The organism is Nitrospirota bacterium (assembly GCA_030645475.1).
Lineage (GTDB): Bacteria > Nitrospirota > Nitrospiria > Nitrospirales > Nitrospiraceae > Palsa-1315.
Genome location: JAUSMA010000029.1, coordinates 100,010 through 112,521, shown reverse-complemented (window position 1 = coordinate 112,521; position 12,512 = coordinate 100,010). Strand labels below are relative to the sequence as shown.

Here is a 12,512-nt window from a genome sequence, read left to right as displayed (position 1 = left end):
CAAAATATTAGGGCTGCGCTATATGCGCTTACGGAGCATGATCAGCATGCGGGAGAAGAGCGTCATGCGGTCTCAAGAAGGAAAGGAATGTCTATGACAATGCAGTCCGTGAGCACGGTAGGGCATTTCATGCATCAATACTTGGAAGTCGTCCCACCCGAGACCACGATTGTGGAGGCTGCGGAGCGCATGCGGGAGAAAAGCCTTGGCTCCCTGTTGGTCGAGTCGACCGACGCAGAGGGTCGGATGACTCGCGAGTCCGGGATCGTGACTGAGACGGACCTGATTCGAAAGGTGCTCGCCAAAGGAATCGATCCTTCCCTGACGATGGTGGATCAGATCATGACCAGTCCGCTGCTGACGATCGCACCGGATTGCCCCATGCTGGATGCGAGCCATCTGATGGAAACGAACCATGTCCGCTATCTCTGCGTCTCGGACAAAGATGAAATCGTCGGGATCATTTCGATGCGAGATCTCGCGCGCTATTTTGTCGATTCAGAAGGGGGCCCCATTCATGACCTCGACAATGTGTACCGGCCCCTCAGCGTGCTCATGCACCAGACGCTGGAAACCATTGCGAGTGAACGGACGGTGCTGGAGGCGGCGCAGACGATGGCGGAGAAGCGGATCGGCTCGCTTCTCGTGATGGAGGCTGGAGAAATGGTCGGAATCGTGACCGAGACCGATGTGGTGAGGAAAGGGATGGCCTCCCATCTCCCTGCGGGCAGCACCAAGGTCGGGAGCGTGATGAACTATCCCCTGATTCAGATCGACATCAACCGTACCGTTCGCGACGCCAGTCGGCTCATGGCCGAGGAACGGATTCGCCACCTCGCAGTGACAGAGGACAACAAAGTGGTCGGCATTGTGTCTGTGCGGGACCTGGTCAAAATGGTGTCTGTGAGAGACAAACCCCGGTTCCTTCGCCAGCCATAAAGCCACTCGTCTCCCTCACCGCAGTGGAAAGAGACGGGGTCGAGAGCCTCCATGAGCCCATGCCGGCGAGAAAAGATTCCCCGCCCATGTTCGTTCTTTTCACCGACGGACTTCCAAGCGATTGTCGACCTTGTCGACCCCGAAGACATACCAGGCATCGAGCTCGGCCATCTCCTCCTGCGGTGCAGAGGGCGCGCCGCCTTCCAGGGTGACCACCGCCTGCTTCACCGTCACACGGATGCGCTCGGCACTCACGAAACGATCCTTGTCCAAGACGAGGCGCACCGCGTTCGCAATTTCCTCATCGGAATCTTCCTGCAGCGGGACGACCTCCAGACCATTGCCGACATCTCGAATCCCTGGGACCCACCAAGCCAGCACGCTAGCCAGCCGCTTCTGGATGAGGCTGGTGACATGACCCTTCAGGAGAACAACCCCGTCTGTCACGGATAGGTGAATGACCCCCTGCGGCGTCATGGCCGACTCCCTGACGCTGTCCCACGTCCCTGCGCGCTTCACACGAATCGTACAACTCTGCAGGCCCGGCTCCTGAAGCAACGCATCACGCACGGCGTCCAAGATCACTCCATCGCCCATGACGTGGGCGGGAAACGTCACATGCAAGCGCTCCACGATATCTGTGACATTGAAATTCAGAGACATGCCTACAACCACTCCCGCTCAGCCTTTGTCTGCTGTTCGCCCCACAAGGCGTTGAGGGGAAGATCCATGCATGAATGGGCGCCCGGCTTCAGCCCAGACAACGAACGGGCAGCCGCGAGCATCATCTGCGCCGTCAGCAGAGAGACCTCGAACCTCGCTTCGAGCAGTACCTGTTGATGCCCGAGAGGCCCCGGCACACCTCGACGTTCGAGCAACACCCCGCGCCCTTCCTGCTCAAGCGCGGCAATATGCTCAACCGGGAATATCAGGGTCTCGTCACCGAGAAAGAGAGGATCGGCGCGGATCGCTGCGCTGACCAAACCGGCATCGACTCCCTGTTCCAACTCCACGTACACATAGCGCTGTCGTCTGCCGTTAGTTGTCCGCTGTTCGGTGCAGAGCGCTTCCCTGACGCCGGCAATCTGGCGGGCCATCGCCGTATGGTGGAGGCTCACGCCGACGCGATGCGACGTCTCGGTGCAGCCCTCCGGAACCAGGAGGGCGAAGAGGGACCGGAACATGGACAGCGCTCCGGGATCCCACCCGGCACCGACAATGGCAGGAACTTTGTGGCGAACCGCGAGCCGGTGGATCTCGTCGCGATGGGCCTGAAACGCCTCTCCGTGAAGCACGGAAGATTCGACGATGGGGATTCCATGTTGCAGACACTCATGCGCCGCATCCAAGACTTGCGGCAGAGGCACGCAGAGGAGCGCAGCCTGCACCGTCTGCACTTGCGCCACATGAGCCACGACTGGAATCTTGCGGAACGCCTCAGGCAATGGGTGCGCCAGACTGTCCTGGCGCCGGACCACCGCCGCCAGGACAAGGTCCTTACTCTCGAGCAAGGCTTTCGCGCAGATCGTTCCCACTCTCCCGAAACCCACCACCGCCAGATTGAATGGTTTCATGCTCGTGCGAACCTTCCACCTTCACGCGGGCAGAGCCCTGCAATCGCAGACCATTGACTGCTTCTTCCACAGGCTCCGAACAGAAAGTCGAGAAGCCACCGGTCCTTGCCGAGAGAGCGGGGGTCCATCGCGCACGCCCATCAGACCATCTCCGGAAACCACGCCACGAGGAGCGTCATGACCCGCTCATGTTCGGCCTGGCATTGGCGCTCGTCGGCCGCCGGCTTGCTCAACGCAACAGCCAGAACCTGGATCGTCTCGCTCACGTCCTGCCAAGCAGCCTCAGCCTGCCCATCCCGCACGGTACGAGAGTGAGCATGGCCTCCTCGCGGTCACGGAACATCACATTCAGCAAGGCCACCCAAACCGTGTGGTACAAGGGAGGCCATTCCCCAAAGGTTTCGAACACCAACGGTCGTGCGGAGTTCAGAAAATGGGAAAAGATTCTGAGATGCCAACCAGCGCCGAGGCGGAAGGGATCATGAGAGACAGGCGCCGCTACGCCATCGCTGACCGGAGATCTCTCGCCCTCGCTGCCTGGCAGCGAGAACAGATAGGCATGTTGTATCCGATTGAACCGGGCGACCGCATGGTCGTCCAACAGCGACGAGGCCCCCTCCCGGTCGGCAGAGCCGTCACGGGCGAAGGTTCCGAACAGGAGGTCGTGATGGCCCGCGAAGTGGGGCGTGAGCAGCAGCCTGTCCTGCTGTCGGCCATCCTGTCCGTTCATCACAGTCTTCCTGGCTCCATCGCTCAGGCTCTTAGGCGTCCCTCGTCCCTGTTACGACATCAGGGTCGACAGGTTCTCTCCCTCGGCACGTTCCCACGCCTCTCTCTCCCCCACACCATGCCCGAGATAGCGCTCACCCGCGAGCACATGCAGCAGGGCTTGAGGCAGTTCCGTATAGAGGGACGTTCGTTTGAGGAGATAACCGCGGGCTCCCGCCTTAAAGGCTAAGGACACGTAGACCGGCTCCCGATGGACCGTCAGCACAATCACCTTACTCTGCGGGGCACAGGTCTGCAGGGCGCGCGTGGCGTCCAGCCCATTCATCGTCGGCATCGAGATATCCAAGATAATAATGTCCGGCTCCAGCCGGATGGCCGCTTCGATAAGCGGCTGCCCGTCCGTCACCATGCCCACCACCTCACCTAATCCATCTTCTAGTAAGCCGCGTAGCGCACTCAATAATTCAGGATGGTCATCGGCGAGCAAGATTCGTGGCTTCGTCATCGCGTGACGTCCTCTTCTCTCACAAGGGAAACTTCTTGTTATGGTAGTCGGCTTGGGGAAGCGGCGAAACTAGGAAAAACCCTGGTACCGCAGAAGAATCGTACTAGAGGGCAACTGCAGCGTGAAACGTAAAGCGAATCTCGTGGGAGGGCGGAGCTGATAGCGTATGGCGTATAGCTGATGGCTCGGGAAAAGCACCGTCTGCCGGGAAGGGGAGTCGATCGTTGGTTTCGGCAGTTCCAAATCTGATTCCTAGCCATTAGCCATACGCCATATGCTCTTCATCAGCACCCCGCTAGAGGCCGGTGATGCCGTGGGTAATCGCGTACTTGGTCAAGTCCGCCGTGGTGTGAAGATCCAGATGCTGCATGATGCGGGACTTATGGAACTCCACCGTTTTCACCGACACACTGAGGATCGTGGCGATCTCCTTCGTGCCATGGCCTTCGGCGACGAGCTGCAAAACTTCGCGCTGACGCGCGGTGAGCGCGCCGGAGACAGGATTGCCTCGCTCGCCGGTGGAGGGCTTGAGAACCGAGTCCAGCACCTCTTTCGTGAGCAGCGGCGTCAGATAATGTTGGCCTTGAAGGACGGACGCGATCGCCAGACCGAGTTCCGAGGCCGCAGACCGTTTGAGGAGATAGCCGGAGGCCCCGGCCTGGAAGGCTTCGGTCGCATAGGTCGGGCTGGCATGCATGGTGAGGAAGATGAGTTTGCAGTCCGGCACCAGGGTGCGGAGTTGCCGGGCCGCTTCGAGCCCGTTTAAGAGCGGCATCGAGATGTCCAGGAGAATCAGATCCGGCCGCAGCTGCTGCGCCGCCTCCACTAACGCCCGCCCGTCCTCCACCGTGCCCACCACGTCGCAGTCAGCCTCCACCAACTTCCGCAAGCCGGCGAGGATCAGCGAATGGTCATCGGCCATGAGGACGCGCGGCCTCTTCATGCGCCCTCCTGAGCACGAGGAATCCAAGCGCAGACTTTCGTGCCATCCGTTGGGAGGGAATGGATTCGGAGAAAGCCGCCCATCAGACGCATACGCTCTTGCATGCTCACTAAGCCGAGTCCTTGCACGCGTACGTCTGTGCGCTCCAGGTCGAACCCCTGACCGTTATCGCGCACCGACAGACCGATCCCTTTAGACGAGCCGCTCAGCTTCACCGTCACCTCGGTCGCCCGGGCATGTTTGAGCACATTTTGCAGACTCTCCTGCATCACGCGAAACAGATTGGTGGCCACCTCCGGCGAGAGCGTCCCAGGGACCTCTCGCGCGGTCAACGTCACGGGCAGCCCCGTCCGCTTCGTGAACTCGGTCACGTGGTCTCGCGCGGCGACCTCCAAACCGACATGTTCGAGCAACGAAGGGTGCAGCCGGTACGCCAGATCGTGCAGGTCATCGGAGAGCTGTCCGACATGGTCCCGCACCGCGGTGAGTTGCTGAACGACCGGCTCGGGAAAGGCATCGGGCGTACGCTCTAAGGTCTCTAGTTCAACGGCCAGCGCCGCCAATCGTTGATTGAAGTCGTCGTGCAGTTCTCGCGCGATCCGTCGGCGCTCCTGTTCCTGGGCTTCGATCAGCTTCCCCGTGAGGGATTCCAGCTCCTCTTGTTTGTGACCAAGCAGGAGAAGCTGGTGCTCCAACTCTAACCCCATCCGTACTCGCGGTGAGATATCCGTATGCGACACCACGACGCCCTTCGACGCTTTCAACGGCGTCACCCGCATCTGGAACCAGCGCTCCTCCTCCGGCGAATGACAGACATATTCCGCGCTGAAACTCAGTTGACTGCCCCCCAACACGGCGACAACCCCCTCGACAATAAGCCGGGAGATCGGTTCTCCAGCGGCGCTCGCTCGCCGGCACACGTCCAGGTAATTCTGCCCGACCTCGTCACCGGCGACCGCGGGATTCGCATTGCAGCGGACAAACGTTTTCCAGGATTCGTTCGTCTGGAGGATGACTCCGTCCCTGTCCAACACGCAGACACGCGCGGAGAGCGAGTCCAGGACCGAACGGGTAAAGGCGTCGCTGGCCTGCAAGGCATCCTCTGCGCGCTTCCGCTCGGTGATATCGCGCAGAATGACGGTGAAGAGCGTCTTGCCGCCGACCCGGACATGAGAGATGGAGGCCTCGAAGGGAAACTCCTCTCCGGTGGCTCGAAGGCCGAACAACGTGCCGACTCGTTCCTTCGCACGCGCGGGTACTGCCACCCGGGCGAAGGCGCTCATATGACCGTGGTGCGCCTGCCTGTACCGTTCCGGGATGAACCGGTCGAGTAGCTGTCCGATGGCATCGGCAGCCGGGCAGCCAAACATGGATTCTGCCGCGCGGTTGAAGACCAATACCCGTTGTTTCTCATCCACGGTGATGATGGCATCCATCGCCGACGAAATGATCCCATCGAGCTGCGCCCGCTGCGCCTCCATCGCCTGCTCGGCCAGCTTGCGATCGCTCACGTCCAGCAGCGCCATCCGCCAATGGGTGATCGGCCCGGACTCCTCGTGAACCGCCAGGCTCTCCAGATGAACCCAGCACGAAAGGCCCTTCTCGTTCCGGAGCAGCACCTCACAGGTCTGCCGCCGGCCGCTCGTCAAGACCTCCTGCCAATGCCGACGGAGCGTGGCCTCATAACCGGCTGCCATCACTCCCGCGAGCGGTTGTCCGATCAGCTCCCTCCGGTCGATGCCGAGCAGGGTCCCGGCCCTCAGATTGGCCTCCTGAATCGTGCCCTGAGTATCCAGCGTCAGGTGGCCGGCCGGGGAAAAATCGTAGAGATCCACATAACGATCGCGCGCCGCTTCGAGTGCCAGCTGAGTCCGGCACAGCTCCTCGTTCTGCATCTCCAACTCGATCTGATGGACTTGCAGCTCCTGCACGAGCTGCTGCACGTCCTTGACCGGCATGGCGGCCACGTCGCGATCGGTCGTCCGGAGGAGTTCCTCCGCCTGTCGGCGAAGCGCCGTGGACTTCGCGGGTCTGTCTGGTTTCTTGGCCATCGCAGCACCCCTGTCTAGGCTGAAGGGGTTCAGGCTGAAGTGTTCGGGATTCAGACCTTCAGCCTAACCCCCTTCAGCCTTCCCCTCGGCCTTCACTTCTTCCATCGCCAACAAAATTCTGCCTGGTAAGACCAGCGCCTGTTCGAGTCGGCGGCCATTGAGCATCAATAACCTACGTCCGATGTGAGGAAACGTCTGGTCCACAATGAAGTCCTGGAAGGAGCGGTTCTTCGGCAGAATCTCCTCCAGCAGATGGCGTAAATCCGGCCTGTTCCAGGCCCCGGCGCAGAGATGGTAGAGGAGCTGCTGCTCGACCTCGCGCGGCTGCACCTGAAAGATCCGGTAGAAGGACTGATTGGCCAAAACCACGCGGAGCTGGTCGTCCAAGACGAGCAGGGGTTCACGCATCGTCTCGACGATGCTGGCGGCCACGCTGCGCGTCGCCTGGACGGCCTGCTCCGCCTCCTTGCTCTTGGTGATGTTGAGAAACGTCAACACCAGTCCGTCGATGCTGTTCTTGCCGGTGCGATAAGGCAGGATCCGCATGGCAAACCAGCTCCCGTCGGTGGTCTGGACGTCCCGCTCCTTGACGACGAGCGTCTGCAGCACGTCCTGCGCATCCTCCAGCAGCCGGTCATCGACCAGCTTCGAGACGATGTCCGACAGGGGGCGTCCGACATCGACGGCGATCAGGCAACTCACCCGCTTCGCCTCCGAGGTGAACCGCTTGATGCGCAACTCGTTGTCCAGAAAGATCGTGGCGATCTCGGTGCTGTTCAAGAGGTTCTGCAGATCGTCGTGCGCCTCTGCGAGCGCATCGAGCTTGCCCTGGAGTTCGGCATTGACCGTCAGGAGTTCTTCATTGAGGGACTGCAGCTCTTCCTTCGCCGTCTCCAATTCCTCGTTGGTGCTTTGCAGCTCTTCGTTCGTGGATTGCAATTCCTCGTTGGTGGACTTCAGCTCTTCATTGGAGGTTTGCAGTTCCTCGATCGTCCGTTGCAACCGCTGCTTGGTGAACTCCAATTCCTGCATCAGTCCAGGCTCCCCTTTCTTCAACGGAGCGGCCGCTCGCGCCGATACGCCCTTGCTCACGGCGGCCTTTCCCGGACGCACCGTATCGAACGTCACGAGGAGCAGGCCCCGGAGGGCCTCCGGCTCGGCAATTTTTTTCACGAGCAGATCGACCAGGATGACCTCGCCGTTGGCGCGCAGGCGGAGTCCGCGGCGCACGACGTCCTCCTCCTGGCCGGCGGCCTGATGGAGCGCGGCCGCCAGATCGTGCCGCAACCCTTCCCGCGCCATCTCGATCAGATGGTGGGTCGGCTGGCCGGGCGCCGGTTCCAGATAGGCCCCGGTATGCCCATGGATGTAGACGACTTCGCCCCGAGCATTTACCACGACGGCCGACGGCGCATACCGCGAGACCAGGAGCTGCTGGATCAACGTGGGGATGGAGGCGGGACGAGTGGGGAGAAGAGCCGCGTCCGCCTCCGCACGGATCTCGGTGGTCCCTTTCATCGATCCATGGGGAAACCGTTCCAGTCGAGGAACCGTGCCGAGCTCCGCCGTCCGCCTGAACAACTTCCATTTCCGGTCAATGACGGTAAAGAGCTGATCGTACTCGCCGACCGTTTCGGAGGTACCGAGAAACAGCACACCGTTCGGCTTCAAGGCATAGTGGAACAGCGGCAGGATGTTGTGCTGGGCCTGAGCATCCAGATAGATCAGGAGATTGCGGCAAGACAGGAGATCCAGCTTCGTAAAGGGGGCATCGGTCAGGAGGTTATGCTGGGCAAACACCACCAGATCCCGAATCTCCTTCTTGACCCGATAGCGGCTGTCTTCCTTGGTAAAGAACCGCTGCAGGCGCGCCGGGGTGAGGTCCTCGGCGATGCCGACCGGATAGAGGCCGGCGCGCGCCGCGTCGATGGCCCGGCTGTCGAGATCGGATGCAAAGATCTGGATGGTGAGGCGGAGCTTCTTCTGCGTCAGCAATTCCCGGAAGAGGATGGCGAGCGAATAGGCCTCCTCTCCGGTGGAACAGCCGGCCACCCACAGCCGCAGGATCGCACCCTCCGGCTTGCCCTCCACGAGCGCGGGCAGCACTTTCTGTTCGAGGACCTCGAAGGCCTGCGGGTCGCGAAAGAAACTGGTGACGCCGATCAGCAGTTCCTGAAACAGGGCATCGAGTTCGTGCGGATTCGCCTGGAGAAACCGGAGATACGACTTCAGATTTTCGATTTGATGCACATTCATCCGTCGTTCGATGCGCCGGTGAATCGTATTCTCTTTATACCGCGCGAAATCGTTCCCGGTCCGGTCGCGCAAGAGGATGAAGATCTTATGCAGCGCCTGCGAGGCCTCACGTGCAGGCAGGAGCGTCGCCGGTGTGGTGCGGCTCCGCGCATAGGCGCGCAACGGCTCAGCCATCTTCTCCACCGGCTGCACCACATCGGCCACCCCGGCATCGATCGCGCTGCGCGGCATGCTCTGATACTTGGCCGACTGCGGATCTTGCGCGATCGTCAGGCCGGACTCGGCCTTGATCGTGCGCAACCCCACGGTGCCGTCGCTGCCGGTCCCGGACAGGACGATGCCGACGGCTCGTTGTTTCTGGTCTTCCGCCAGCGAACGGAAAAAATAATCGATGGGCAGCGGCACGCGTTCTTTCGTCGGGGCATCCATGAAGTGCAGGATGCCGTGCAGGATAGCCAGATTGATGCCACCCGGCGCCATATAGACGCCATTGGCCTCCACCGCCATCCCGTCCTTGGCCTCCAACACCGGCATCGCGGTGCATTTACTGAGCAGGCTCGGGAGAAGACTGACATGGCCCGCATGCTGGTGCGACACCACGACGAAGGCCATCCCGCTGCCGGGGGGCATGTGGTGGAAAAAGGCTTCCATGGCCTCCAAGCCGCCGGCGGAGGCGCCGATCCCGACAATGAGAAAACCGGGCGGTTCTGTGAGCAGAGGTATCGATGGAACGGTCTCAGCCGGAGGACGTCTGCCCTTGACCGGCTGCCGCTTGGCGGCCTTGTGCGTGGCGCCGCGCTCGGCCGTGGCGTTGGTTCGAGAGGTCTTCTTCGCCGCCGCCATAGGATCGACTCCTCGAGAGGATAGACAACGCGGCATCGGAATCAGCGCCCGCAACTGGAGGGCCGATCTGGGGCCAGAGTCTAGGCCCTTTCTCTCGTTCGTACAAGCCGCGCGAATGCGGCCTGACAGGCTCTAGTAATGTCTTCGACGAGGACTAGGGCGCTCCCTAGTTTCCCTATACAGACGCATCCCGTACAAGATGTGCAGGAGTGCGACGTCTATTTCAGGAGGATCCTATGCTTCGGACAGATACGCTTGAATCGGCCATCCGCCAGGTGCTCGCTCAGGTCGGTATCTGCACGCTCGAAGAACTCAACGAGCGGCTCCCCTACTCCTCATGGAACCAGCTATTTGCCACGGTGGACCGGCTCACCAGGGACGGCATCGTCACTCTCCAGCGTCCAGGCTCGTCAGGCTATCTCGTTTCACTGGCACCGCGCCAACCTGTCAAGGCAGACCCCCTGCCGCCATGCTGAATCCGGATCGCATCGTCATGCCATGAACGAAGGAGCCATTGCTGTGCAGGAAAAACGGGGCACGACCGCGCCCGGCATCGTCGTGCGATCTCCTCCCCGTGAAAGCCTGCTACAACCTCTGACCTGACGTACGCACTCGTACCGGGATCTACGATAGGTGCCATCACCACCTCCAGATCTCGTGTTCCACGCCGGCAGACTGTTCAGAAGGGCCGTCCAGCAAGGCCGCAGCAAGCGAGCGACTGAACGCTGAAGTGAGCATCGTTTTTCGCTCACAGTTCATCACTCATCGTTCAGCGTTTCCCGGCTGGCGGTCTTTATCAACAGCCTGCTAGTAACCTATTCGGGAAGAACTGGGGAATGCCCCAGTTCCCCCCACGGCGACGAATTCGTATACCTACATCCTGACATTCGACTTCACCCATCGCTCCGTGACTGGTTCTGTCCGGCTGGTGCATGAAAGGAGGTGGCGCATGTCTCTTGAACAGGGGTTCGATCCGACCATGCGTCCATCACCGTCCGTTCCCATGAGAGACAGGTTCATTGCGCCGACGCTGCTCCCTGTCTGTTGTCTCTGCGGACTCATTCGCGACGATCGGCGATATCCTCCCGGCCTCGATTGCTGGCTCACGCAGCGAACGTATCGTGCAGCCCATGGCATCGATCCGGCCGAGATCGCACAGACGCATACCTACTGCCCTGAATGTTTCACGAAAGTTCAGGAGGCGATGCGGCAATACTTTCGTGAGATCGGAACGCGGCCATGAGCCGGCTAGCCGGTTATCCGAACGTCGGTGCGGCCCGTCAGGCAGCAAGCCTGGCCTCGCGCGCCCAGCCATCGGCACTGCCTGGCCTATCCTGCCTGCGGTGCGGCGGCTTGCTGGTCACCAGCTTCACGGCCTCTCTGGAACGGGACGCCACCGGCACACCGGTCACGCTCCGGCGTTGCGTCAACTGCGGCGACTGCGTGGATCCCTTCATCCTGGCCAACCGGGGGAAGGGTCCCGGGCCGGTAGTTCCGCGAGTAGGGCTCCCGAGAGGGCCTCAGCAGACCGGACGGCCTCGGCATGTTTCGGTGAATGGTTCCGTTGTAGGAAAACAGGCTGAAGGCCGAAGCCTACGCGCCTTCAGCCTGTATACCTGAGTCGCTACTCCTGTCTGTGACAATTAGGGGGGCCGAACATCGTGAGTCTACTAAATACCTCGGACCAGCTCTGGTCGATCATCCTAGCGGGAGGAGAGGGCACGCGGGTGAGTTCACTGATCCATCGCTGGTTGGGCCGGCCCACCCCGAAGCAGTACTGTGCCTTCGTCGGCACACGCTCCATGTTCCAGCATACGTTGGACCGGGCGGCCAAGCTGTCGCCGCCGGAGCGCATCGTGACGGTGGCCGCCCATCGCCATTGCCGCGAGGCGCTGGCGCAACTGGATGGCAGGGGAAATAGCACGATTCTCTTCCAGCCGGCCAATCGCGACACGGCAGCCGGTGTCTTCTTACCCTTGACCTATATCCGCGCCAGAGCCCCGAAGGCCACGGTTGTGCTCTACCCGTCGGATCATTTCGTCTATCCAGAAGCGCGGTTCCTCGACGCGGTCCGGCATGCGGTCCGGATCGCGGAGTCGCAACCTGATCGCCTGGTGATGCTGGGCGTCGCCCCGGATCGGCTGGAACTGGACTATGGTTGGATCCTCCCAGGCCCATCCCTCGCCGGACTGCCGGACGAACCGGTGCGAGCCGTCCGCTGGTTCCTGGAAAAACCGGGCGCTGCGCAGGCCGATGCCGCCTTACGGGCAGGCGCGCTCTGGAACATGCTGGTGTTTGCCGCCAACGTGGACTTGCTCTGGACGTTGGGCTGGCAATGCCTGCCGGACATGATGCCGCTCTTTGAGCGGCTGGGCCAGGCCATCGGAGGGCCGGAAGAGGGGCGCGCCCTCGAGGCGATCTACCGTGACATGCCGGCGAAGAATTTCTCCTCCCACCTGCTGCAACGCATCCCGGAGCGTCTGGCGGTCATCGAACTGACCGGCGTGCTCTGGAGCGACTGGGGCAAGCCGGAACGGATTACCGAAACGCTGCGGCGGATCGATCGGCAACCATCGTTCCCGTTGAGCTGTCTCGATCGGCCATTTGTCCCCTTCCCATTCGTTGCAGCGAATGGTGGGCTGCCCCTGAGTCTGTCATCCGTATAATCCAAG

General features: G+C 61.4%; 13 protein-coding genes. 5 read left to right on the top strand and 8 right to left on the bottom strand.

Features of this window, described 5'->3' with window-relative positions; genetic code table 11:
• The first annotated feature begins 87 nt into the window (after positions 1 to 87).
• On the top strand, positions 88 to 939 hold the full coding sequence (locus Q7U76_07315; GenBank protein ID MDO8356181.1) for a CBS domain-containing protein: 852 nt from the start codon (positions 88 to 90) through the stop codon (positions 937 to 939).
• A 99-nt stretch (positions 940 to 1,038) separates the two neighbouring features.
• Here the strand turns inward: Q7U76_07315 and Q7U76_07310 are convergent, their stop codons facing one another.
• From Q7U76_07310 to Q7U76_07275, 8 genes are all read right to left on the bottom strand, one after another.
• Positions 1,039 to 1,602 carry a BON domain-containing protein gene (locus tag Q7U76_07310; GenBank protein MDO8356180.1) on the bottom strand — a complete coding sequence of 188 codons (564 nt, stop codon included), beginning with the start codon at positions 1,600 to 1,602 and terminating at the stop codon, positions 1,039 to 1,041.
• Positions 1,603 to 1,604: 2 nt separating this feature from the next.
• Positions 1,605 to 2,513, bottom strand: a complete 909-nt coding sequence (locus tag Q7U76_07305; protein ID MDO8356179.1) for a diaminopimelate dehydrogenase — start codon at positions 2,511 to 2,513, stop codon at positions 1,605 to 1,607.
• A 140-nt stretch (positions 2,514 to 2,653) separates the two neighbouring features.
• Positions 2,654 to 2,779, bottom strand: coding sequence for a hypothetical protein (locus Q7U76_07300; protein MDO8356178.1), 126 nt, complete (start codon positions 2,777 to 2,779; stop codon positions 2,654 to 2,656).
• The gene (locus tag Q7U76_07295) at positions 2,776 to 3,243 is read right to left on the bottom strand and encodes a hypothetical protein (protein ID MDO8356177.1); all 468 of its coding nucleotides are present in this window, start codon (positions 3,241 to 3,243) and stop codon (positions 2,776 to 2,778) included. The genes Q7U76_07300 and Q7U76_07295 overlap by 4 nt, the downstream gene beginning before the upstream one ends.
• 51 nt (positions 3,244 to 3,294) lie before the next feature.
• Positions 3,295 to 3,747: a response regulator transcription factor gene (locus Q7U76_07290; GenBank protein ID MDO8356176.1), complete on the bottom strand. Its 453-nt coding sequence runs from the start codon at positions 3,745 to 3,747 to the stop codon at positions 3,295 to 3,297.
• Positions 3,748 to 4,042: 295 nt separating this feature from the next.
• Positions 4,043 to 4,690: a response regulator transcription factor gene (locus tag Q7U76_07285; protein ID MDO8356175.1), complete on the bottom strand. Its 648-nt coding sequence runs from the start codon at positions 4,688 to 4,690 to the stop codon at positions 4,043 to 4,045.
• A complete protein-coding gene (locus Q7U76_07280) occupies positions 4,687 to 6,741 on the bottom strand; it encodes a PAS domain S-box protein (protein ID MDO8356174.1) in 2,055 nt (684 codons plus the stop codon). Before Q7U76_07280 ends, Q7U76_07285 begins: the two co-directional genes overlap by 4 nt.
• Positions 6,742 to 6,804: 63 nt before the next feature.
• Complete coding sequence (locus Q7U76_07275) at positions 6,805 to 9,840, bottom strand: CheR family methyltransferase (protein ID MDO8356173.1); 3,036 nt, start codon at positions 9,838 to 9,840, stop codon at positions 6,805 to 6,807.
• A gap of 236 nt (positions 9,841 to 10,076) precedes the next feature.
• On the opposite strand from Q7U76_07275, the gene Q7U76_07270 reads away from it, so the two are divergent.
• The 4 genes from Q7U76_07270 to Q7U76_07255 all read left to right on the top strand — a co-directional run bounded on the left by Q7U76_07270 (position 10,077) and on the right by Q7U76_07255 (position 12,506).
• On the top strand, positions 10,077 to 10,316 hold the full coding sequence (locus Q7U76_07270) for a hypothetical protein (GenBank protein ID MDO8356172.1): 240 nt from the start codon (positions 10,077 to 10,079) through the stop codon (positions 10,314 to 10,316).
• 473 nt (positions 10,317 to 10,789) lie between these two features.
• Positions 10,790 to 11,083, top strand: a complete 294-nt coding sequence (locus Q7U76_07265; GenBank protein ID MDO8356171.1) for a hypothetical protein — start codon at positions 10,790 to 10,792, stop codon at positions 11,081 to 11,083.
• Positions 11,080 to 11,460 (top strand): hypothetical protein, encoded by a 381-nt coding sequence (locus tag Q7U76_07260; protein ID MDO8356170.1) that lies wholly within the window; start codon positions 11,080 to 11,082, stop codon positions 11,458 to 11,460. Before Q7U76_07265 ends, Q7U76_07260 begins: the two co-directional genes overlap by 4 nt.
• A gap of 41 nt (positions 11,461 to 11,501) precedes the next feature.
• Complete coding sequence (locus Q7U76_07255; GenBank protein MDO8356169.1) at positions 11,502 to 12,506, top strand: sugar phosphate nucleotidyltransferase; 1,005 nt, start codon at positions 11,502 to 11,504, stop codon at positions 12,504 to 12,506.
• Positions 12,507 to 12,512: the final 6 nt, after the last annotated feature.